Raw genomic sequence first — 23484 nt, 5'->3', positions numbered from 1 at the left:
CATTCCCTTTCTTTTATCCGAGGTGTGTTGCCTTGATGTCCTTGCCGCTGCGGTCAGCCTTGCGAATGCTCTTGCTGGCGCTGGCAACACTTTGGGTCTGTCCGGCCTCCTCGGCGCAGCTGGTGCGGGTCGCGGCGGCGCATTTTCCGCCCTATACCGTCCGTCCTGAAACCGGTGCCGATACCGGTGTGCTGCCGCAGTTGGTGGAAGTCCTCAACCAGTCCCAGGACGACTACCAGTTCGTTCTGGTACCCACCTCGATTCCCCGGCGCTTCCGAGATTTCGAACAAGGTCGGGTGGACCTGGCGATCTTCGAGAATCCGGCCTGGGGCTGGCAGAACATTGCCCATACCAGTGTCGACATGGGCCTGGAAGATGCGGAGATTTTTGTTGCCCAGCGCGAGCCCGGCCGCGGCCAGGAGTATTTTGCCGACCTCAAGGGCAAGCGCCTGGCCCTGTTCAGCGGTTATCACTACGCCTTTGCCCAGTTCAATGCCGACCCCAAGTACCTGGCCGATACCTACAACGCCACGCTCACCTATTCCCATGACAGCAACCTGCTGATGGTGCTGCGGGGCAGGGCGGACATCGCCCTGGTGACCCGTTCCTACCTCAGCGACTTCCTGGCGCGCAATGCCCAGAGCAACGGCCAGTTGCTGGTGTCCCAGCGCATCGATCAGGTCTACCACCACTACACCCTGATCCGGCCCAAGGCGCCCATCAGCGCCGAAGACTTTGCCGGGCTCCTGCAAAAACTCCGGGACAACGGCCAGATGCGCAAAATCTTCGATCCCTACCGCATCGTCGTGATGCCCGTGCCCCACGCCTGAGGTCCGGGTTTTCCCGGTTCTGCGGGGAGCGCGCCTAAATTTCTCCTGACGGCCCACGTCACTTGGTTGAATGCCCATTGACGGTGAGCCTTGCCATGTCCCTTGTGAATCCGCTGAGTGTCGAGGCTGTATCCGCAGGCAGAGCGCCGGTGATCGACGAGGTTGCCGGCCGGCAGCGGCTGTTCGAGTGGATCTGTACCCGGGGGCCGACGCCCATCGACGCCCAGTCCGTAGAGGAGGCCCGGCAGGACCGGCTGGCATTCTGGTTGTCGGCGCAGGTGCATGCTTTGTACCTGGACCCGCCGGGCACGCAAGCGCCCCCGGCATTCGCCCACACCCCCATCTGTGCCGGGCATAACCGTTGTCGGTACTGCCAGCAGGAATTCGATCTGTTGCACAAACGTGCGGCATTGCTGGTGCTTGGCCAGAGTGGCCTGCTTGAGGTGTGAACACGGCTCAAGCCAGGGGATGCAGGGTGCTGGTCGCAGGTCAGCGGCGGGCGAAGGTATCGGGTCGGTTGCCCGAGACTTTGCGGCAATGCACCAGGGCATCGCGAATCATGAAGTTCACCAGGGTCGGCGAGACCCCCAGCTCCTTGGCGATGTCCTTTTGCGGGACGCCGTGCAGGCGATACATCTCGAAGGCGTAGCGCGTGCGGCTGGGCAGCTCGGTCAGGGCTTCGGCGATGTTTTCCAGGGTGGAAAAGTTCATGTGGGAGGTTTCAGGTGAAGCGCCATGAATGACCACATTCAAGCCTTCCTCTTCAGTGCCTGAATACTTCTGCTCCAAGGCCTGCTTGCGGTAGTGATCGATGGCCAGGTTGCGCACGATCTGGAACAGGTAACTGAGCTGGGCCTTGAACGAGGAGGTGATTTGCGGCGCCGACTGCAGGCGGAAAAAGGCATCCTGGACCACATCTTCAGCCCGGGATCGGCAGCCGGTAATACGGGCTGCGATCTTGACCAGGATCAGACGGTTGTCGACAAAAGCCTGGAGTAACGGTGAATCGCACCTGCTTGTGGATACTTGTTCCGTCATGGAAATCACCTTGTTGCAAAGAGGTAAGTGGGACGTCAGAAAAATCCGACCTGTCCTACACATCGAGCGACAAATTAGGCTGAATGATAATGATTGTCAATTGAGAAAAAGAACTAATGCTCTCTGTCGGTGCAGATTGAGAACGGCTGCTCGTTCATGGGGTGGATCAGGGCCATGAAGGGCAGCATGCGGACTAATTATTTCAAGACGTCATCCGTTCTCATTGGAGAAAGATTCCGGGCAGCAGGCCCGGCCACGGCGCCTTCCGGATGCCCATGATTTACTTATAACTATTTGATTTATAGATAGTTTTTTAAGTTATGGCAGAGCGAGGCCCGATCTCCATTGCAAGCATAATCCTGGCAGGAAACCCCATGACGGACGCGTTCGAACTCCCCAGTACCCTGGCCCAAGCCCTTCAACGCCGGGCAGTCCTGGCACCTGATCAAGTGGCGTTGCGTTTCCTCGCCGAAGAGCAGGCGCAGAGCGTGGTCCTCAGTTATCGGGATCTGGACCTTCGTGCGCGGACCATTGCGGCCGCCCTGCAAGCCGATGCCGAGCAGGGGGATCGGGCGGTCCTGTTGTTCCCCAGTGGTGCGGATTACGTCGCGGCGTTTTTCGGCTGCCTGTATGCCGGGGTCATCGCGGTGCCGGCCTATCCGCCGGAGTCGACCCGTCGTCATCACCAGGAACGCTTGATCTCGATCCTTGCCGACGCCGAGCCGCGTCTGCTGCTGACCAGCGCCGGGCTGCGGGAGTCGCTGGCGCAAATGGACGCGCTGCAGGCCGCGGGCGCACCACACCTGCTGTGCGTGGACACCCTGGACGCCGGGCTGGCCGAAGACTGGCAGGCGGTTGAGCTTAAGGACGACGACATCGCCTTCCTGCAATACACCTCCGGTTCCACTGCGCTGCCCAAGGGCGTGCAGGTCAGCCACGGCAATCTGGTGGCCAATGAGCTGTTGATCCGTCGCGGTTTCGGTATCGACCTCAACCCGGACGACGTGATCGTTAGCTGGCTGCCGCTGTACCACGACATGGGCTTGATCGGCGGCCTGCTGCAACCGATTTTCAGCGGCGTGCCCTGTGTGCTGATGTCACCGGCCTACTTCCTGGCGCGGCCCGTACGCTGGCTGGAAGCGATCAGCGAATACGGCGGCACCATCAGCGGCGGCCCGGATTTCGCCTACCGCCTGTGCAGCGAGCGAGTCAGTGAATCGGCCCTGGAGCGTCTCGACCTCAGCGGCTGGCGCGTGGCTTATTCCGGTTCGGAGCCGATCCGCCTCGACACCCTGGAGCGCTTTGCCGAAAAATTCAGCGCCAGCGGTTTTTGTCGCGACAACTTCCTGGCTTCCTACGGCCTGGCCGAAGCCACTCTGTTCGTCGCCGGTGGCGTGCGCGGCCGGGGCATCCCGGCCCTGCACCTGGACGACCAGGCCCTGGCGCAGAACCGTGCCGAGCCGGGGCAGGGCAGCGCGATGATGAGCTGCGGCTTCAGCCAGCCGGAACACGCCGTGCTGGTAATGGATCCTCAGCAACTCAGCGAATTGCCTGACAACCGCATCGGCGAAGTCTGGGCCGCCGGGCCGAGCATTGCCCACGGTTACTGGCGCAATCCCGAAGCCAGCGCCAAGACCTTCGTCCAGCATGCCGGCCGTACCTGGCTGCGCACCGGTGACCTGGGTTTCATGCGCGACGGTGAGCTGTTCATCACCGGGCGCCTGAAGGACCTGCTGATCGTGCGCGGGCACAACCTGTATCCCCAGGACATCGAAAAGACCATCGAGCGCGAAGTGGAAGTGGTGCGCAAGGGCCGGGTGGCAGCGTTCGCGGTCAGCGACCAGGGGCAGGAAGGCATCGGCATCGCTGCGGAAATCAGCCGCAGCGTGCAGAAGATCCTGCCCCCCGAAGCGCTGATCAAGGCCATCCGCCAGGCCGTGGCCGAAGCCTGCCAGGAAGCGCCCAGCGTGGTGGTGTTGCTCAACCCCGGGGCCCTGCCGAAAACCTCCAGCGGCAAGTTGCAGCGCTCCGCCTGCCGCACCCGTCTGGCCGATGGCAGCCTGGATTACTACGCGCTGTTCCCGCAAGCCGGCAGCGAACCCGCGCGGGTCGGCGAAGGTTCCGACGACGCGCTGCAAAGCCTGATCGGGCGGATCTGGCAGGAACAACTGCAATGCACGGCAGTGGCCGCCGACGATCACTTCTTCCTCCTGGGAGGCAACTCCATCGCGGCCACCCAGGTCATGGCCCGCCTGGGTCAGGAACTGGGCCTGGAGTTGAGCCTGCGCCTGTTGTTCGAGGCGCCGACCCTGGGCGCCTTCAGCGCCGCCGTGGCGCGCCTGCAACAGGACGGCGGCGTGGCCCAGGGCAGCATCAACGCCCTGTCGCGCCAGCAGCCGCTGCCCCAATCCCTGGCACAGAACCGTCTGTGGATCACCTGGCAACTGGACCCGCACAGCAGCGCCTACAACATTCCCGGCGGCCTGCGTCTACGTGGCGAACTGGACGAAGACGCCCTGCGTACCAGCTTCCAGCAGTTGCTCCAGCGCCACGAAGCCCTGCGCACGCGCTTCTTCGAGCGTGACGGCCAGGCCCTGCAGCAGGTGGACGCCGTCGGCGAATTCAATCTGCAAGTGATCGATATCAGCGATTTGCCTGTGGCCGAGCGTGAAGCCCGCGCCCTGCAGATCCGCGAGGATGAAGCCCGCACCCAGTTCGACCTGGAGCAAGGCCCGCTGTACTGGGCGACCCTGGTGCGCCTGGATGACGAAGAGCACCAACTGCTGCTGACCTTGCACCACATCATCGCCGACGGCTGGTCGCTGAATGTGCTGATCGACGAGTTCTCCCGGCTCTACGCCGCGGCGGCCCAGGGGCAGAGCCTGGAGCTGGCTCCCCTGAGCTTGCAGTACGCCGATTACGGCAGTTGGCAGCGTCAATGGCTGGCCCAGGGCGAAGGCCAGCGTCAGCTGGACTACTGGAAGCGCCAGCTGGCCGATGAGGCCCCGGTACTCAGCCTGGCCACCGACCACCCGCGCTCGGCCCAGGTCCGCCACAGCGCGGCGCGCCACAGCCAGCGCTTGAGCGCGACCCTCAGCGAGGCGATCCGCCAGACTGCCCAGGCCCAGCAAGTGACGCCGTTCATGCTGTTGCTGGCCACCTTTCAGACCCTGCTGCACCGCTACAGCGGACAGACCGATATCCGCATCGGTGTGCCCAACGCCAACCGTCCGCGCCTGGAAACCCAGGGCCTGCTGGGCTTTTTCATCAACACCCAGGTATTGCGCGGCCAGCTGGATTCGCGCCAGACCTTCGCCGAGCTGCTGCAACAGACCCGCCGCACCGCCCTTGAAGCCCAGGCTCATCAGGACCTGCCCTTCGAACAGTTGCTCGAAGCCTTCCCCGAAGCCCGCGAGCAAGGCCTGTTCCAGGTCATGTTCAACCACCAGCAGCGCGACCTCAGCGCCTTGCGCCGTCTGCCCGGGCTGCTGGCCGAAGAGCTGCCGTGGCACAGCCGCGAGGCCAAGTTCGACCTGCAACTGCATACCGAGGAAGACCGCAACGGCCGCTTGAGCCTGGCGTTCGACTACGCCGACGAGCTGTTCGAGGCGACCAGCATCCAGCGTCTGGCTGGGCACTTCATCAGCCTGCTGGAGCATGCCTGCCAGCAACCGGACAGCGCCCTGGGCGACTTGCCGTTGCTCGGCAAGGCCGAAGCAGCGCAGCTGCAGCAATGGAGCGTGGCCCCCTGTGCGCCCGCCGAGCGTTGGTTGCCGGAGCGCCTGCAGGAACAACTGCAGCAGACCCCGGAGCGCACCGCGCTGGTCTGGGACGGCGGCCAACTGAGCTTTGCCGAACTCCACGCCCAGGCCAACCGCCTGGCCCACTACCTGCGGGACAAGGGCGTCGGCCCGGACGTGTGCGTGGCCATCGCCGCCGAACGTTCGCCGCAACTGCTGATCGGCCTGCTGGCGATCATCAAGGCCGGTGGCGCCTACGTACCCCTGGACCCGGACTACCCCGCCGAGCGCCTGGCCTACATGCTCGAAGACAGTGGCGTGGAGCTGCTGCTGACCCAGACCCATTTGCTGGGCCAGATGCCCGAGGCCCAAGGCGTCAGCACCCTCGCCATGGACAGCCTCAAGCTCGACAGCTGGCCGAGCCAGGCCCCGGGCCTGCACCTGCACGGCGACCACCTGGCCTACGTGATCTACACCTCCGGCTCCACCGGTCAGCCCAAGGGCGTCGGCAACACCCACCGCGTGCTGATGGAGCGCCTGCAATGGATGCAGGACAACTACCAGCTGCACGCCGACGATGTGCTGATGCAGAAGGCTCCCATCAGCTTCGACGTGTCGGTGTGGGAGTGCTTCTGGCCGCTGATCAGCGGCTGCCGCCTGCTGCTCGCCGCCCCCGGCGAGCACCGCGATCCCCATCGCATCGCTCAGCTGGTGCAGGAGTACGGCGTCACCACGCTGCACTTCGTGCCGCCGCTGTTGCAGCTGTTTGTCGAGGAGCCGTTGAGCGCCCAATGCCACAGCCTGCGCCGGGTGTTCTCCGGTGGCGAAGCCTTGCCCGCCGAACTGCGCAACCGCCTGCTGCAACTGTTGCCGAACGCGCAACTGCACAACCGCTACGGCCCCACCGAAACCGCGATCAACGTCACCCACTGGCAGTGTTCGGTGGATGACGGCGAGCGCTCGCCCATCGGCCGCCCGCTGGGCAATGTGCTGTGCCGGGTGCTGGATGCCGAGCTCAACCTGATGCCCGTCGGGGTGCCCGGCGAGCTGTGCATCAGCGGCCAGGGCCTGGCCCGGGGTTACCTGGGGCGCCCGGCGCTGACCGCCGAACGCTTTGTTGTCGACCCCCTGAGTGAGGAGGGTGCGCGCCTGTACCGCACCGGTGACCGCGTACGCTGGTGCGCCGACGGCGTGCTGGAATACCTCGGTCGCCTCGACCAGCAGGTCAAGCTGCGGGGCTTTCGGGTCGAGCCGCAGGAAATCGAAGCGCGGCTGCTGGCCCAGGACGGCGTGGCCCAGGCCGCAGTGCTGGTGCGGGACACCGTCGCCGGTGCGCAGTTGATCGGCTACTACACCGCCAATGCCACCGACGAAGATGAAACCGAACACAGCGCCCGGCTGAAAAATGCCCTGGCCGCTGAACTGCCGGAGTACATGGTGCCGGCGCAACTGCTGCGCCTGGACGCCATGCCCCTGAGCCCCAGCGGCAAGCTGGATCGCCGGGCCTTGCCGGAGCCGCAATGGCAGGTGCGCGAGCACGTCGAGCCAGGCACCGATCTGGAGCGGCAGATCGCCCAGATCTGGCGCGAAGTGCTGGGGCAGCCACGGATCGGCCTCAAGGACGACTTTTTCGCCCTGGGCGGGCATTCGCTGCTGGCCACCCAGATCATTTCCCGTACCCGCCAGGCCTGCGATGTCGAACTGCCGTTACGGGCACTGTTTGAAGCCAGCGAACTGGGGGCCTTTGCCGAACAGGTGCTGCTGATCCAGCAATCCGGTGCGCGCAATCAGCAGCCGCCGATTGCCCGGGTCGACCGCAGCCTGCCGGTGCCGCTGTCCTATTCCCAGCAGCGCATGTGGTTCCTCTGGCAGATGGAACCCGATAGCCCGGCCTACAACGTTGGCGGTATGGCGCGGCTGTCTGGCGTGCTCGACGTGGGCCGTTTCGAGGCGGCGTTGCAGGCACTGATCCTGCGCCATGAAACCCTGCGCACCACCTTCCCCAGCGTCAATGGCGTGGCCCATCAGCAGGTGCATGCCGATACCGGCCTGCGCATGGCCTGGAAGGATTTCTCGGCCCTGGCTCCGGATGCCCGGCAACAACGCCTGCAACAACTGGCGGACAGCGAAGCCCACCAGCCCTTCGACCTGGAGACCGGCCCCTTGCTGCGCGCCTGTCTGGTCAAGGCCGGCGAGCAGGAGCACTACTTCGTCCTGACCCTGCACCACATCGTCACCGAAGGCTGGGCCATGGACATCTTCGCTCGCGAGCTGGGCGCGCTGTACGAAGCCTTCCTCGACGACCGCGAATCGCCCCTGGAACCCTTGCCGGTGCAGTACCTGGATTACAGCGTCTGGCAGCGCCAGTGGCTGGAATCCGGCGAGCGCCAGCGTCAGTTGGACTACTGGACCGGGCAACTGGGCCGCGAACACCCGCTGCTGGAACTGCCCAGCGACCGGCCACGCCCAGCGGTGCAAAGCCACCAGGGCGAGCTGTACCGCTTCGATTTGAGCGACGAACTGGCGGCCCGGGTGCGCGCCTTCAATGCCGAGCACGGCCTGACCCTGTTCATGACCATGACCGCCGCGTTGTCGCTGCTGCTGTACCGCTACAGCGGCCAGAGCGACCTACGCATCGGCGCGCCGGTGGCCAACCGCATCCGTCCAGAAAGCGAAGGGCTGATCGGCGCCTTCCTCAACACCCAGGTGCTGCGTTGCCAGCTCGACGGGCAGATGAGCGTCGGCCAGTTGCTGGAGCAGGTACGCCACACCGTGATCGAGGGCCAGTCGCACCAGGACCTGCCGTTCGACCATCTGGTGGAAGCCTTGCAACCACCGCGCAGTACCGCCTACAACCCGCTGTTCCAGGTGATGTGTAACGTCCAGCGCTGGGAGTTCCAGCAAAGCCGGCAGTTGGCGGGCATGACCGTGGAATACCTGGTCAACGATGCCCGGGCCACCAAGTTCGACCTCAACCTGGAAGTCACCGACCTGGATCAGCGTCTGGGCTGCTGCCTGACCTACAGCACCGACCTGTTCGACGAGCCGCGCATTGCGCGCATGGCGGCCCATTGGCGCAATCTGCTGGAGGCCTTGCTCAGCAATCCGCAACAGCGTCTGTGCGAGTTGCCGCTGCTGCACGCCGAGGAGCAGCAACAGCTGCTGGACAGTTTGAGTGTCGAGCCCGGCGAGCAACGTCTGGACCAGTGCATCCACCACCTGTTCAGCGAACAGGCCCTGGCCCGCAAGGACGCCCCGGCCCTGACCTTCGCCGGACAGACCCTGAGCTACAGCGAACTGGACAGCCGCGCCAACCGCCTGGCCTGGATGCTTCGTGAGCGTGGCGTGGGCCCGCAAGTGCGGGTCGGCCTGGCCCTGGAGCGTTCCCTGGAAATGGTCGTGGGCTTGCTGGCGATCCTCAAGGCCGGTGGCGCCTACGTGCCCCTGGACCCGGAATACCCCCTGGATCGCCTGCACTACATGATCGAGGACAGCGGCATCGGCCTGCTCCTCAGTGATGCGCGGATGTTCGCCGCCCTGGGTGAGTTGCCGACGGGTGTCGGTCGTTGGTGCCTGGAGGAAGACGGCGCGCTGCTGGCCGACTACCCGGCCGGCGAATTGCCCTTCATCAGCCTGCCCCAGCATCAGGCGTACCTGATCTACACCTCCGGCTCCACCGGCCAGCCCAAGGGCGTGGTGGTGTCCCACGGGGAAATTGCCATGCACTGCCAGGCGGTGATCCGTCGTTTCGGCATGCGCGCGGACGATTGCGAGCTGCACTTCTATTCCATCAACTTCGACGCCGCCACCGAGCGCTTGCTGGTGCCGCTGCTCAGCGGTGCCCAGGTGGTGCTGCGGGCTCAGGGCCAGTGGGACGCCGAGGAAATCTGCCAGCTGATTCGTCAGCATCGCATCAGCATCCTCGGCTTCACCCCGAGCTACGGCAGCCAGTTGGCCCAGCATCTGGCGACCCAGCAGCAGACCCTGCCGGTGCGCATGTGCATCACTGGCGGCGAGGCCCTGACCGGCGAACACCTGCAGCGCATCCGCGCGGCGTTCCAGCCGAGCCTGTTCTTCAACGCCTACGGCCCCACCGAAACCGTGGTCATGCCCTTGGCCAGCCTGGCGCCTGAGCACTTGGCGGACGGCGTGGCCAGCGTGCCGATCGGCCGCATTGTCGGGGCGCGGGTGGCTTACATTCTCGATGCCGATCTGGCGCTGGTGCCTCAGGGCGCGACGGGTGAGCTGTATGTCGGCGGTGCCGGTCTGGCCCAGGGTTATCACCGTCGTCCGGGGATGAGTGCCGAGCGCTTTGTCGCCGACCCATTCGCCACCGATGGCGGGCGCCTGTACCGCACCGGGGATCTGGTGCGCCAGTGCGCCGACGGCCAGCTGGAGTACATCGGCCGAGTCGATCATCAAGTGAAAATTCGCGGCTTCCGCATCGAGCTGGGGGAAATCGAAACCCGTCTGCTGGATCATCCGGCTGTGCGTGAAGCGGTGGTGCTGGCTATCGACACCCCGGCCGGCAAACAGCTGGCCGGCTATTTGGTCAGCGAAGTGGCCGAGCACAACGAGGTGCAGCAGGCCAACCTGCGCGAAGCCCTCAAGCAGCAGCTGAAAACCCAGCTGCCGGACTACATGGTGCCGACCCACCTGATCCTGCTCGGCAGCATGCCGCTGACCGCCAACGGCAAGCTCGATCGCCGAGCCCTGCCGATGCCCGATCCGGAGCTCAATCGCCAGCAGTATGTGGCGCCGAGCAACGAGCTGGAACAGACCCTGGCCGGGGTCTGGGGCGAAGTGCTGAACGTGCAGCAAGTGGGCCTCAACGACAACTTCTTCGAACTGGGGGGCGACTCGATCCTGTCGATCCAGGTGGTCAGCCGCGCCCGCCAGCTGGGGATTCATTTCACCCCGCGGGACCTGTTCCAGCACCAGACCGTGCAGACCCTGACGCGGGTTGCCAGCCACACTCAGCGCGTCAGCGCCGAGCAGGGCCAGCTCAGTGGCGAAGCGCCGCTGACGCCGATCCAGCACTGGTTCTTCGACAGCCGTATTCCCCAGCCGCAGCACTGGAACCAGGCCTTGTTGCTGGAACCGCTGGGCACCCTGGATGCGTCGTTGCTGGAGCAAGCCCTGCTGGCGGTGCTGGAGCAACACGACGCCCTGCGCCTGCGCTTCAATCGGGCGGGCGGACAGTGGCGTGCCGAGTACCTGCCGCTGTCCGATGCTCCCTTGTTGTGGCAGGTGCGGGTGCCGTCCATGGACACCTGCGAGGCGCTGTTCGCCGATGCCCAGCGCAGCCTCGACCTGGAACACGGGCCGCTGCTGCGGGCGGTGCTGGTGGACGGCCCTGAAGGCGAGCAACGGGTGTTGCTGGCCATCCACCACCTGGTGGTGGACGGTGTGTCCTGGCGCGTGCTGCTGGAAGATTTGCAAAACGCCTATCGTCAGTTGCAAGCCGGACAGGCCCTGAACTTACCGGCCAAGACCAGCGCCCTGCGGGACTGGTCGAGCCGCCTGCAAGCCTATGCCGGCAGCGAATCCCTGCGTGAAGAACTGAGCTGGTGGCAGCAACAACTGGCTGGCCCGGCCGCGCAACTGCCGGGCTTGAATGCCGCTGGCAGCCAGCAGCATCAACAGGCCCGCAGCCACAGCGTGACCCTGGATGCCGAACGCACCCGCCAGTTGCTGCAACAGGCTCCGGCGGCCTACCGCACCCAGGTCAATGACCTGCTGCTGACCGCCCTGGCTCGGGTGCTGTGCCGCTGGAGCGGGCAGCCTTCGGCCCTGGTGCAACTGGAAGGCCACGGCCGCGAGGCGCTGTTCGACGAGATCGACCTGACCCGCACCGTGGGCTGGTTCACCAGCGCCTATCCGCTGCGCCTGACCCCGTTGCAGGTGGAGGAAGCGGCCGGGCAGGGCGCTTCGATCAAGGCCATCAAGGAACAACTGCGGGCCGTGCCGCACAAGGGCCTGGGTTATGGCGTGCTGCGCTACCTGGCAGATGCAAGCTGCCGCGAGGCCCTGGCGGCGCTGCCGCTGGCGCCGGTGACCTTCAACTACCTGGGGCAGTTCGACCAGAGCTTTGGCGCCGATGCCTTGCTGCGCCCGCTGGATGAATCCGTGGGCCCGGCCCACGCACCTGAAGCCCCGTTGCCCAACGAGCTGAGCATCGACAGCCAGGTCTATGGCGGCGAACTGGTGCTGCGCTGGACCTACAGTGGCGAACGTTTCGATGCCGAGTTGATCGGCGAGCTGGCGAGCGCCTACCTGGGCGAGCTGCAGAGCCTGATCGCCCATTGCCTGAAGGACGATGCCGGTGGCCTGACGCCGTCGGACTTCCCCCTGGCGCGCTTGACCCAGGCCCAGCTCGATGGCCTGCCGGTGCCGGCGGCGCAGATCGAAGACGTCTACCCGCTGACCCCGATGCAGGAAGGCATGCTGCTGCACACCCTGCTGGAGCCGGGCACCGGCCTGTATTACATGCAGGACCGCTACCGCATCAACAGCGAACTGGACCCGGAGCGTTTCGCCCAGGCCTGGCAGGCGGTGGTGGCCCGCCATGAGGCTCTGCGCGCGTCCTTCTGCTGGAACGTCGGCGAAGACATGCTGCAAGTTATCCACAAGCCGGGCCGCACCCCGATCGAGTTCCTCGACTGGAGCGCGGTGCCCGAGGCCGAGCAAGAGGCCAAGCTGCAGGCCCTGCATAAACAGGAGCGTGAGGCCGGCTTCGATCTGCTCAATCAGGCGCCGTTCCACCTGCGGCTGATCCGCGTCGGCGCTGCGCGCTACTGGTTCATGATGAGCAACCACCACATCCTCATCGATGCCTGGTGCCGCTCGTTGCTGATGAACGACTTCTTCGAGATCTACACCGCCCTGGGCGAAGGTCGCGAGGCGCAGCTGGCGGTGCCACCGCGTTACCGCGACTACATCGGCTGGCTGCAGCACCAGAGCCTGTCGCAGGCGCGGCAGTGGTGGCGGCAGAACCTTGAAGGTTTTGAACGCACCACGCCGATCCCCAGCGACCGGCCGTTCCTGCGCGAACACGCCGGCGACAGCGGCGGCATGACAGTCGGCGACTGCTACACCCGCCTCGATGCCCGGGACGGTGCGCAACTGCGCGAGCTGGCGCAACAGCATCAGCTGACCATCAACACCTTCGCTCAGGCGGCCTGGGCCCTGGTGCTGCGGCGCATGAGCGGCGATCGCGACGTGCTGTTCGGCGTCACCGTGGCCGGGCGCCCGGTGGACATGCCGCAGATGCAACGCACCGTCGGCCTGTTCATCAACAGCATCGCCCTGCGGGTCAAGCTGCCCGAGGAGGGGCAGCGCTGCAGCGTGCGCCAGTGGCTCAGCGGCTTGCTCGACAGCAACATGCAGCTGCGCGAATACGAGTACCTGCCGCTGGTGGCTATCCAGGAAACCAGCGAACTGCCCAAGGGCCAGCCGCTGTTCGACAGCCTGTTCGTGTTCGAGAACGCCCCGGTGGAAGTCTCGGTGCTGGACCGTGCCCAGAGCCTGAACGCCAGTTCGGATTCCGGCCGTACCCATACCAACTTCCCGATCACTGCCGTGTGCTACCCGGGGGATGACCTGGGCCTGCACCTGTCCTACGACCAGCGCTACTTCGAGCAGGCGACCATCGAGCGCATGCTCGGCGAGTTCAAGCGCCTGCTGCTGGCCCTGATGCAGGGTTTCCACGGCGACATGGCCGAACTGCCGCTGCTGGGTGAAGAGGAGCAGGACTTCCTGCTCGCCGGCTGCAACCAGAGCGAGCATGAGTACCCGCTGGAGCGCAGCTACGTGGAGCTGTTCGAGGCCCAGGTGGCGGCCCATCCGCAACGCGTTGCCGCCAGTTGCCTGGATCAGCGCTATAGCTATGCCGAGTTGAACCAGCGCAGCAACCGTCTGGGCCACGCCCTGATCGCCAACGGCGTGGGTTTTGATCAGCCGGTGGCCTTGCTGGCCGAGCGCGGCCTGGAACTGCTGGGCATGATCATCGGCAGCTTCAAGGCCGGGGCCGGCTACCTGCCCCTGGACCCGGGCCTGCCAAGTCAGCGCCTGGGCCGCATCATCGAACTCAGTCGCACGCCGATCCTGGTCTGCAGCGCGGCCTGCCGCGAACAGGCCCAGGCCCTGCTGGACGAGTTCGCCTGTGCCGGGCGTCCGCGGCTGCTGGTCTGGGAGGAGCTGCAAGCCGCCGGGCATGCCGAGAGCAACCCGGGCCGCTACAGCGCGCCGGACAACCTGGCCTACGTGATCTACACCTCCGGTTCCACCGGCCTGCCCAAGGGCGTGATGGTGGAGCAGCGCGGCATGCTCAACAACCAGCTGAGCAAGGTGCCGTACCTGCAACTGAGCGAGGCCGACGTGATCGCCCAGACGGCGTCCCAGAGCTTCGACATATCGGTCTGGCAGTTCCTTGCCGCACCGCTGTTCGGCGCCCGGGTCGACATCGTGCCCAACACCATCGCTCACGATCCCCAGGGCCTCCTGGCCCACGTCGAGGAGCAGGGCATCACGGTGCTGGAGAGCGTGCCGTCGCTGATCCAGGGCATGCTCGCCCAGGACGTCATCGTCCTCGATGGCCTGCGCTGGATGCTGCCCACCGGCGAGGCCATGCCGCCCGAGCTGGCGCACCAGTGGCTGCTGCGTTATCCACAGATCGGCCTGGTGAACGCTTACGGCCCGGCGGAATGCTCCGATGACGTGGCCTTCTTCCGCGTCGACCTGGCCTCGACCCGGGGCGCCTACCTGCCCATCGGTACGCCCACCGACAACAACCGCCTGTACCTGATGGACGAAGCCCTGGAACTGGTGCCCCTGGGCGCGGTCGGCGAGTTGTGCGTGGCCGGCACCGGTATCGGCCGCGGTTACGTCAGCGACCCGTTGCGTACAGCGCTGGCCTTCGTGCCCCATCCGTTCGGTGCTGCGGGCGAACGCCTGTACCGCACCGGCGACCTGGCACGCCGGCGCAGCGACGGCGTATTGGAATACGTTGGCCGTATCGACCACCAAGTGAAGATCCGTGGCTATCGCATCGAACTGGGGGAAATCGAAGCGCGCCTGCACGAACAGCCGGAACTGCGCGATGCCGCCGTGGGTGTGCAGGAAGGGGTCAACGGCAAGCATCTGGTGGGCTATCTGGTCGCCAGTGACTCAAGCCTGAACCCGAGCGAATGCCTGGAGCGGATCAAACCGCGCTTGCGCGCCGAGCTGCCGGAATACATGGTGCCGTTGCACTGGCTATGGCTTGCGCGCCTGCCCCTCAACGCCAACGGCAAGCTTGATCGCAAGGCCCTGCCGGCCCTGGAGATCGGTCAGTTGCAGAGCCAGGACTATCAAGCACCGGGCAATGAACTGGAGCAAACCCTGGCCGATATCTGGGCCGAGGTGCTCAAGGTCGAACGAGTGGGCGTGCGCGACAACTTCTTCGAGTTGGGCGGGCATTCCTTGCTGGCCACGCAGATCGCCTCGCGGGTACAGAAAACCCTGCAACGCAACGTACCGCTGCGGGCCATGTTCGAATGCAGCACGGTGCAGGAGTTGGCCGCGTACATCGACGGTTTGGGTGCCAATGAAATCAGCGAGGAGAAGGTCGACCGCCTGAGTGACCTGATGGCCGAGCTGGAGGGCTTGTAAGCTTTTACGGCGGGCGCAGCCACCCCAAAGGCTGCGCCTCACTCCTTCAGGAAGGTCGCGGATTCAGGCTTTACGGCCGCTGCATAACCGAGCGGTCTCTACAGGAAGCCTATACAGGGGGGGAAATACAAAGGCAGTATTAAGCTAAGGGTTTTGTTTGCCCTTATCGATTGGACTGAGCATGAAGAAAAAATGACAAGGATGCACCGAATGAAAGCAGAGTTGCGAGGCGGCGAAAAAATCATCAAAGAAGGGCCAGCAAACCTTCAAAGAAATATTGAGACGGTGGGCGGAAGGCTTTTTTTGACGAACCAGCGTGTGCTATTTGTCGCGCATAAATTTAACTTTCAAAGCGCTCCTGACGAGATTGAAATCTCAAACATCCAGTCATTGCAGCCGGCATGGACTAGATTTTTAGGTTTTATCCCCGTTTTCCCCAACTCTTTATCTGTTTTTACAAAGCAGGGTATAGAGTCTCGATTTGTACTATTTGGCCGTGACGCATGGGCTGCTGCCATTGCTGCAACCATGAATGGGGCCAATGGCTAAATAACCTTCAGTTTGAAATAGTCCGCCGCGCATTGCCCGACAGCAGCCCTGTCGGGCTTTGTCGTTTCAGACAGTTCAAGGAGCGGAACCATGGCAGAACAGCTTTACTGGCACGACATCGAAGACTCCCTGGGCAACTGGAGTGGCCTCGGTGTTGAAGTCGAAGCGGGCGCCACGGACAGGCCGCCGCTGCACCTGCGCACCGGCAACAATGCCCGGATCAAGCTGATGCACCACGACACGCCACTGTTCTGGGCCACCTTCGCCTGGGATCACGGCGGCGTCTGGCTGGTGCGCAACCCGCTGGCGGAAGGCGCCGAATGCCGAATGCTGGCCCCCATCGACTCACCCACAGTCCAACAGTACGCAGCCCTGGCGCCTGAGCTACGGATCAAGGCCTGGAGCCGCTATTTCGTCAGCCGCCTCAGCGAAAGCGCCCGGCACTTCCTCACCCCCGGTTTCTGGCTGGCCCAGAGCCTGCTGCCGGAGCCCTCCAGCACCGCGAACGGCCTGGACCACTGGCGCTTCACCTCGGTGATCGATCCTTTGACCCACGTGCCCAACTGGCACCTGTACGGCGAGGATTTTCTCGACAACCTGCAACCCCAGACCCTGGAGTGGATCGACTGGTGGCACGGCGGCGGCAAGCTCATTGGCCTGCACCGGGTCGATCCCCAAGCCGGGCGCTTGAAATGGTGGCGCAAGAAGGCCCGGGAAGGCAGCCTGCCGCCGATTCTGCTGTGGTACGTCGGCGGGCTGGCCTCCTATGTGGTCATCGATGGGCATTACCGCTTGCAGGCGGCCATTGCGGAAAACCTCGCGCCATCATTCATCGTCCTCAGCGCCACCCGCGAGCGCGACTTCACGCCGAGCCTGGAGCATCAGCAGCGGGTCATGGATTCACTGCGCAAGCGCGGCGACGCGGTGCCGCGCAACCCGGCCCTGAGCACCGAGCACCTCAACCGGGTGCTGATCCAGGCGTTCGATGACCGGCCGCAATACCGCAGCGCTACCCCGGCCTGGGCCGGCAACGAGCCGCAATCGCAGTGGTGCGACGAGGTGCGCCAGTGCTTGAACGGGCAGGGGCTGGAGGACCAGATGGAGGCGGTGATTGCCCGGCGTGGGTAGGGCGCTGGCCGTGTTCGCTGGCAAGCCAGCTCCTACAGGGGGGCTGCTTGTAGGAGCCGGCTTGCCGGCGAACAGGTCCCCAAACACTCTGCTATATTCGCGCCCGCCCGCCGCAGGGCCGGTCATTGATTAAGGATTATGGACAATCGTGGAACAGATTTTCTGGCGTGACATCGAGGATTTGGCCGGCCACTGGAACGGCCTCGGCGTGGACGTCAAATGCTCGGCCAACAGCAAGCCCAACCTGTGCCTGCTCAGCGGCAACAACCGCCGCATGCAGTTGGTGCTGGGGGACCAGACCCTGCTCTGGGGCACCATGTCCCGCTGCCTCTACGGCGTGTGGCTGGTGCGCAATCACCTGCAGGAGCAACTGCCGCAAACCCTGGTGGGACCCATCGACTCGCCTCAGGTTGAACAACAGGCGCGCCTCGACCCGGCGCAGCGCCTCAAGGCCTGGAGCCGCTTTTTCGTCGAGCAACTGATGCAGCACCAGCCGGACTTCCTCTACCCCGGCTACTGGCTGGTGCGGGCCCTGCGCCCGCAGTCCCAGAAACCCCTGCGGCCGCTGCTCAGCGGCACCGAAGCCTGGTACTTCAAGGGCGGTGAAGATGCCCAGAGCCATATGCCGCAGTGGGCGATCTACGGCCGCAACATCCTCGACAATCAGCAGCCCGGCTCGGCGCGCTGGGTCGAGTTGTACGAGGGCGGCGGGGCGGTGGTCGGCCTGCATGCCGTGGACCCCCATTCCGGGCGCTTGAAATGGTGGCGCAAAAAAGCCCGCGAAGGCAGCTTGCCGCCGATCCTGCTGTGGTATGTCAGCGGCCTGAACTGCCACCTGATTCTCGATGGTCATTACCGCCTGCAGGCGGCCATCGATGAAAACCTGCCACCGGAGTTCCTGGTGCTCAGCACGCCGCGGCTCTACCACTATCGCCCCAACCCGCAAGAGCAGCAGAAAGTGCTGGGGGCGCTGCAAGTGCAGGTCCAGCGCAACAACCTGGACACCAGGCGCTTCAACCAGTTGCTGATCAGCACCTTCGATGATCGGCCGTATCACGGCTTCGGCAGCCAGTCGTGGGCGGGGATTGCCTCGGAGCAGGCGTGGATCGAGCAGGTCAGCGGCATTCTCAAGGAGCGCGGTGACCTGAGCGACCTGGAGGAAATCCTCGAACGCGAGGCGCCGGAAGAGTACCGCTGAGGCCCAGCCCTAAGGCGTACACGCCCTCTGTAGGAGCTGGCTTGCCAGCGAAGAGGCCCGCAAGCCATGCGCCAGCCTGAAGGACGCCTTCGCCGGCAAGCCGGCTCCTACGGGCGGGGATACGTGTTGTAGGAGCTGGCTTGCCAGCGAAGAGGCCCGAAAGCCATGCGCCAGCCTGAAGGACGCCTTCGCCGGCAAGCCGGCTGGAAGGTCGCTGGAATGGTGTTTAGTCGCTTTCTTTTGTAAGGCATTTCCGAGAAACTGCGGGCCGCTTGAATGCGTCGGGTGGGCGGGCTAGGGTGCTTGGGCCATCGCCAAATCGATGGCTCGGATGTGCAAGTCCGACCGTTACCAGACGCATAAGCGCTCAGTCATGTCTGAGCGATTTCATGTTCGCCGTGTTATGGCGGCCGTGCGCGGGAGATCTTCGGATCTGCCGGGGTTCTGGTAACTCGGTCTTGCACACCCGCGTACGGCTGCCACCTTATTCGTGTGCAAGCGAACGGTGTCAGCTCCTTGTCATTACCAGGAGTTTGACCATGAAAAAGCTCGTCCCCGATCCCCCCACGTCCTATCGCGATCCCGCCCTCAAGGCCGCCAACGCCACCCTGCGTGTGGCCCTGGCCCGGCAACCGCTGGACTCCGCGCTGTTCCAGCTCACGACCCAAGCCAAACCCGTTTCCCCCGACTCGCTGTTCAGCGTGCGCGAAGGCGTTAGCGCCGAAGAGGCCTTGGTGCACGTGGCGTTGTTGCTCAAATGCGCCGAAGAGGTCTGCGATGAAATCACCCAGCAGGGCAGCGGCCTGGAGCGCGGGCTAATCTGGTCCATGGTGCATTCGGTGGAGATGGCCCGCGCGGTGGTGGAGGCCTTGCTCGACGGCCAGCGCGGGGCCTGAATCCGGGCATCTCCTGATACGTTTTTGTCGCCCCGGTCCGATTGACTGAGCCTGGTTCACGGCACAGTCTGTCGGACCTTTTTCGTCATTCCCTATAGGAGCTAGCCGATGCCTTTCGCCACCCTCGATGGACAACCGTTGCACTACCTTGACCAGGGCCAGGGGCCGGTGGTGTTCCTGGCCGGCAGTTATTTGTGGGACACGAGCATGTGGGCGCCGCAGATCGAGGCGTTGTCGGCACAGTACCGGGTGATTGCCGTGGACCTGTGGGGCCATGGCCAGTCCGGGCCGTTGCCGGCAGGCACCGTGTCGCTGGACGATGTGGCACGGCAGATGTTGGCCTTGCTCGATCATTTGCAGATCGAACGGGTGACCCTGGTGGGCTTGTCGGTGGGCGGCATGTGGGGCGCGCGTCTGGCCCTGGCGGCGCCGCAGCGCATCGACGGGTTGGTGCTGATGGACACTTACCTGGGCGCCGAGCCGGAGCCGACCCGGCAGTATTACTTTTCCCTGTTCCAGCAGATCGAGGACAGCGGCCTGATCGCCGAAGCGCTGCTGGATATCGTGGTGCCGATCTTCTTCCGTCCGGGTATCGATCGGCAGTCGGCGCTGTTCCAGGATTTTCGCGCCAGCCTCGCGGCGCTGCCCGCCGAGGGCCTGCGCCAGAGCGTGATTCCCATGGGGCGCATTACCTTCAGCCGGGCGGATGTGCTGGATCAGTTGGCGCATTTGGATGCGCGCAACACCTTGCTGCTGTGCGGCGACCAGGACCAGCCGCGGCCGCCGGCGGAAACCATCGAGATGGCCGAACGCATCGGCTGCCCTTACCAGCTGGTTCCCGAGGCCGGGCATATTTCCAGCTTGGAGAACCCGGAATTCGTGACCCGGGCCTTGTTGGGGTTTTTACAGCGCAATGGTTGAAGCGCGATTTTTCCGTCGTAGGAGCTGGCTTGCCGGCGAAGGGGCCCGCAAGCCAGGCGCACGTCGCAAGGACGCCTTCGCCGGCAAGCCGGCTCCTACAGGGGCGGGGATTTATTTCGGGCCGAGGATCTGGGTCAGCTTGCCCGGGGCCGGGGCGCCCTGCTGCTGTTGCAGCTCACCCTTGTCGTCGAGGTAGAAGATCGCCGGGGTCGCCGACAGCTCTAGCTCTTCCATCAGTTTCATGTTGGCGTCGAGTTTGGCCTGGACCGCTGCAGGAATACTGGCCAGGGGTTTCAGGGCGCTGCCCTTGCCGGCCTTTTCATGATCCTGCAGGGCCTGTTGCGGGTCTTTGGCGGCCAGCAGGGCGGCGGATTTGCCCGGGCTGTCTTCGCGGATGATGCCCACCATGATATGCCGCAGCTGCACTTTGCCGGCCTTGACCCAGGGCCGTGCCTGTTCCCAGAACATATTGCAGTAGGGGCAGTTGGGGTCGCTGAACAGGTAGACGATGCGCGGTGCATCGGCCTTGCCGTCGGCGATCCAGTTGCTCTTGTCCAGGTTGCCCCAGACCTCCTTGGCCATCGGCGCGTAGACCAGTTTCTGCAAGGGTTCGGCGCTCAGGTCCTTGCCGTCGGCGTCGTACAGGTTGCCCAGCAGCACGTGCTTGCCGTCAGGGGTGAGGTACAGGGTCATGCCGCGGTTCTGGTACTGCGCGGCGTAGCCCTTGAGGCCGTCCGGCGCATCGAAGCTGCCGATGATCTTGGCGCCTTTTTCCTCGATCTTGCGGATCGGTGCAGGCAGTTCTTCGGCCTGCAGCAGCGGCACGTTGAGCAACGCTGCGCCCAAAGACAGGCTCAGCAGGTGGCGGATGAAGGGCATGGCGGTTTCCTTGATGGGGCGACCGGAGTCGGGTGTATGCCGTCGAAATTTTCCAGGGCCCGGGCCAGGCTGGCCTCGGACAACTCTCCCAGGTGGCTGCCCAGCAGGCGGCCGTCGGCGCTGTAGAACAGCGTAGTCGGCAAGGCCATGGAACCCACGGCCTGGCCCAGGCGGCCACCGCCGTCGAACAGGACGTTGTCCAGGTTCAGTTCCTGGGTGGCGAGGAAGGTGGCCACGCTTTGCATGCTTTCGCCCTGGTTGACGAACAGGAAGGTCAGGTCCGGGCGTTGCTGCTGGGCTTTTTCCAGCACTGGCATCTCTCGCCGGCACGGCGGGCACCAGGTGGCCCAGAGATTGATCACCAAGGGCCCGCCCTGGTAGTCGGTGAGTTGCACGTGGTCGCCGGTGGCATTGTGCAGGGCCACTTCGGGCAGGCGCGTGCCCTGGTCGTAGAGGGTCAGGGACAGGGTCGCCAGCAGCCAGAAGGCCAGGCCGCTGCCGACTCCGGCGCCCAGGGGGCGACGCAGTGCCGGGCGTTTCCAGCCCCAGGCCAGGGCCGCCAAGAGCATGAGGATGACCCCGGGCCACGCCAGGAAGCCGCCGTCGCGCAGGTCGATGATCATCCACAGGTCGTGGCGGTAGTGCTTCCAGTAGGCGATGACGAAGCTGATCCGCGCCGCCAGCATGCCCAGCAGGAACAGCGAAAACAGCACCGACTCAGGGTTGTCACCGCCGCGCTTGGCCACCCGCCAGCCCACCAGGGTGGCCAGGGCCAGGGCACTGATCAGCAGCAGGTGGTTGAGGGCAATGGCAAAGGTGCCGATGGTAAAGGTCAGCATCAACGGGCTTCCCGAGTCTGGGTCCAGCGTTGCAGGAAGGTGCTGGCATCCACTTCGCCGGTGATGCGCTGGCTGCGGCGCTCGCTGCCGTCCGGGCCGATCCACAGCATGCTCGGTGGCCCCGGCACTTTGTAGCGGCTCAGGAGATCGCGGCCGTCGGCGTTGTCCAGGGTGACGTCCAGGCGCAGCAGGCGCACGTCCTTCAGGGCATCCAGGACCTGGGGCTGGCCGAACACGGTTTTCTCCATGATCTTGCAGGACACGCACCAGTCGGCGTAGTAGTCCAACAGCACCCACTGGCCCTGGGCCTGAGCATTGTCCAGGGCGCTTTGCAGCTCGGCCGGGGACTTCACGGTGGTAAAGGCATCATGGGCAGTGACGCTGCTGGCCACACCGCCACCGCTGTAGACCTTCAGTGGCCGCCACAGCTCGTCGCTGCCACCGGCGGCGCCCACCAGCAGCATGCTGCCCCAGACCCCGAACAGTACCGAGCTGGCACCGAAGGCGTGCACCAGCCGCCCGGCGATGGCCCGCTGTTGCCAGGCGCAGTAGGCAAGTACCAGGGCCAGGGCGCCCCACAAACCTATCCACAGGCTGGCGCCCAGTACCGGGCGCAGCATGTAGATGGCGGTGCCCAGGAACAGGAAGCCGAACACGCCCTTGAGCAGGTTCATCCACGGCCCCGGCTTGGGCAGGAAGCGGTTGCCCACGGTCACCAGCAACAGCAGGGGCAGGCCGATGCCCAGGCCCAGGGCGAACAGCGCCAGGCCGCCAAACAGGGCATTGCCGGTCTGGGCGATGTACAGCAGGCCACCGGCCAGGGGCGCGGTCATGCACGGGCCCACCAGCAGCGCAGACAGCGCGCCGAGAGCGCCACAGCCGATCAGGCTGCCGCCCTGGCGCTGGCGACTGGCACCTTCCAGGCGGTCGCGCAGGGCCACGGGCAACTGCAATTCAAAGAAGCCGAACATCGGCAGCGACAGCAGGACGAACAGGGCGGCGAAACTGCCCAGCACCCAGGGTTGTTGCAGCCAGGCCTGCAGGTTGCTGCCCAGCAGGGCGGCGATCACCCCCATGCCGGCATACACCAGGGCCATGCACAGCACGTAGCTTGAGGCCAGGGCCAAGCCGCGGCGCGGGCTGGCGCCGCTGCCGACGACCATGCCGGCGAGAATCGGCAACATCGGCAGCGAACAGGGGGCGAAGGCCAGCAGCAGGCCGAAGCCGAAGAAGGCCAGCAGGCCCAGGCCCCAGGATTTCTGTTGCAGCTCATTGGCCAGCAACTGGTCCTGGGCCGAGCCGCCGCTGGTTGTCGCAGAGTTGGCGGCAGCGACTGTGGGCGCACCGCCCAGGTCCACTTCCAGGGTTTGCGGCGGGTAGCACAGGCCGGCGTCGGCACAGCCCTGCCAGCCCAGCTTGATCTTGCCGCTGGCGGCGGCGGGCAATTTTACTTCCAGGCCTTGGCGATACACCGTCTGTTCGCCGAAGAATTCGTCGCTGTGGTCTTCACCCGCCGGCAAGGTCGGTTGCTGCTCGGGCGGCAGGCCGTCGAACTTCAGGCGCTTCTGGTACAGGTAGTAGCCGTCGGCGATCTGCCAGAACAATTGGGTTTCCCCGGAAGGCAGGCGTTCGGAGGTGAACACGAAGGCCTTGCCCACCGGCAGGAAGTCGGGCTTGACCTCGAACGGGTTGTTGCCGGCTTGCGCCAGGGTGGTGAACAGCATGAACAGCAAAATGAACAATCGACGCATGGCCAAGCCTTAAACCGGTGCAAGTAGCGAGCACAATGGCGGGTCCTGATTAACCGATGATTAA

Annotated in this window: 12 protein-coding genes; 8 read left to right on the top strand and 4 right to left on the bottom strand. The window is 64.9% G+C overall.

Translation table 11 applies throughout. The features are described 5' to 3' along the window. Positions 1 to 35: 35 nt before the first annotated feature. Entirely contained in the window at positions 36 to 830 is a 795-nt protein-coding gene (locus P7C00_RS22630) for a PhnD/SsuA/transferrin family substrate-binding protein (RefSeq protein ID WP_346632119.1), read from the top strand. Positions 831 to 925: 95 nt separating this feature from the next. After that, a complete protein-coding gene (locus P7C00_RS22625; protein ID WP_404937418.1) occupies positions 926 to 1279 on the top strand; it encodes a hypothetical protein in 354 nt (117 codons plus the stop codon). A gap of 40 nt (positions 1280 to 1319) precedes the next feature. On the opposite strand, the gene P7C00_RS22620 is transcribed toward P7C00_RS22625, so the two are convergent. Beyond that, complete coding sequence (locus P7C00_RS22620; RefSeq protein WP_011062465.1) at positions 1320 to 1868, bottom strand: RNA polymerase factor sigma-70; 549 nt, start codon at positions 1866 to 1868, stop codon at positions 1320 to 1322. 374 nt (positions 1869 to 2242) lie between these two features. On the opposite strand from P7C00_RS22620, the gene P7C00_RS22615 reads away from it, so the two are divergent. The 6 genes from P7C00_RS22615 to P7C00_RS22590 all read left to right on the top strand — a co-directional run bounded on the left by P7C00_RS22615 (position 2243) and on the right by P7C00_RS22590 (position 19951). Continuing rightward, the gene (locus P7C00_RS22615) at positions 2243 to 15259 is read left to right on the top strand and encodes a non-ribosomal peptide synthetase (RefSeq protein WP_404937417.1); all 13017 of its coding nucleotides are present in this window, start codon (positions 2243 to 2245) and stop codon (positions 15257 to 15259) included. 210 nt (positions 15260 to 15469) lie between these two features. Next, entirely contained in the window at positions 15470 to 15808 is a 339-nt protein-coding gene (locus P7C00_RS22610) for a hypothetical protein (RefSeq protein ID WP_404937416.1), read from the top strand. Between the two features lie 90 nt (positions 15809 to 15898). Then, positions 15899 to 16936, top strand: a complete 1038-nt coding sequence (locus P7C00_RS22605) for a ParB/Srx family N-terminal domain-containing protein (RefSeq protein ID WP_404937415.1) — start codon at positions 15899 to 15901, stop codon at positions 16934 to 16936. A 148-nt stretch (positions 16937 to 17084) separates the two neighbouring features. After that, positions 17085 to 18134: a hypothetical protein gene (locus P7C00_RS22600; RefSeq protein WP_404937414.1), complete on the top strand. Its 1050-nt coding sequence runs from the start codon at positions 17085 to 17087 to the stop codon at positions 18132 to 18134. 539 nt (positions 18135 to 18673) lie between these two features. After that, complete coding sequence (locus tag P7C00_RS22595) at positions 18674 to 19030, top strand: DUF6124 family protein (protein WP_337154004.1); 357 nt, start codon at positions 18674 to 18676, stop codon at positions 19028 to 19030. Between the two features lie 108 nt (positions 19031 to 19138). Then, entirely contained in the window at positions 19139 to 19951 is an 813-nt protein-coding gene (locus P7C00_RS22590) for an alpha/beta fold hydrolase (protein ID WP_210694042.1), read from the top strand. A gap of 111 nt (positions 19952 to 20062) precedes the next feature. Here the strand turns inward: P7C00_RS22590 and dsbG are convergent, their stop codons facing one another. Genes dsbG through dsbD form a run of 3 tightly spaced genes read right to left on the bottom strand, consistent with a single transcriptional unit; the run spans position 20063 to position 23420 of the window. Next, a complete protein-coding gene (gene dsbG, locus P7C00_RS22585) occupies positions 20063 to 20830 on the bottom strand; it encodes a thiol:disulfide interchange protein DsbG (protein WP_210694041.1) in 768 nt (255 codons plus the stop codon). Continuing rightward, the gene (locus P7C00_RS22580; RefSeq protein ID WP_123727123.1) at positions 20806 to 21669 is read right to left on the bottom strand and encodes a TlpA disulfide reductase family protein; all 864 of its coding nucleotides are present in this window, start codon (positions 21667 to 21669) and stop codon (positions 20806 to 20808) included. The genes dsbG and P7C00_RS22580 overlap by 25 nt, the downstream gene beginning before the upstream one ends. Further along, on the bottom strand, positions 21669 to 23420 hold the full coding sequence (gene dsbD, locus P7C00_RS22575; RefSeq protein WP_346632113.1) for a protein-disulfide reductase DsbD: 1752 nt from the start codon (positions 23418 to 23420) through the stop codon (positions 21669 to 21671). Before dsbD ends, P7C00_RS22580 begins: the two co-directional genes overlap by 1 nt. Positions 23421 to 23484 lie beyond the last annotated feature (64 nt).

Source organism: Pseudomonas sp. JDS08PS003, from assembly GCF_045013505.1.
Lineage (GTDB): Bacteria > Pseudomonadota > Gammaproteobacteria > Pseudomonadales > Pseudomonadaceae > Aquipseudomonas > Aquipseudomonas protegens_B.
The sequence above is the reverse complement of the archived record's forward strand: the minus strand, read 5'-3'. Positions and strand labels throughout refer to the sequence as shown.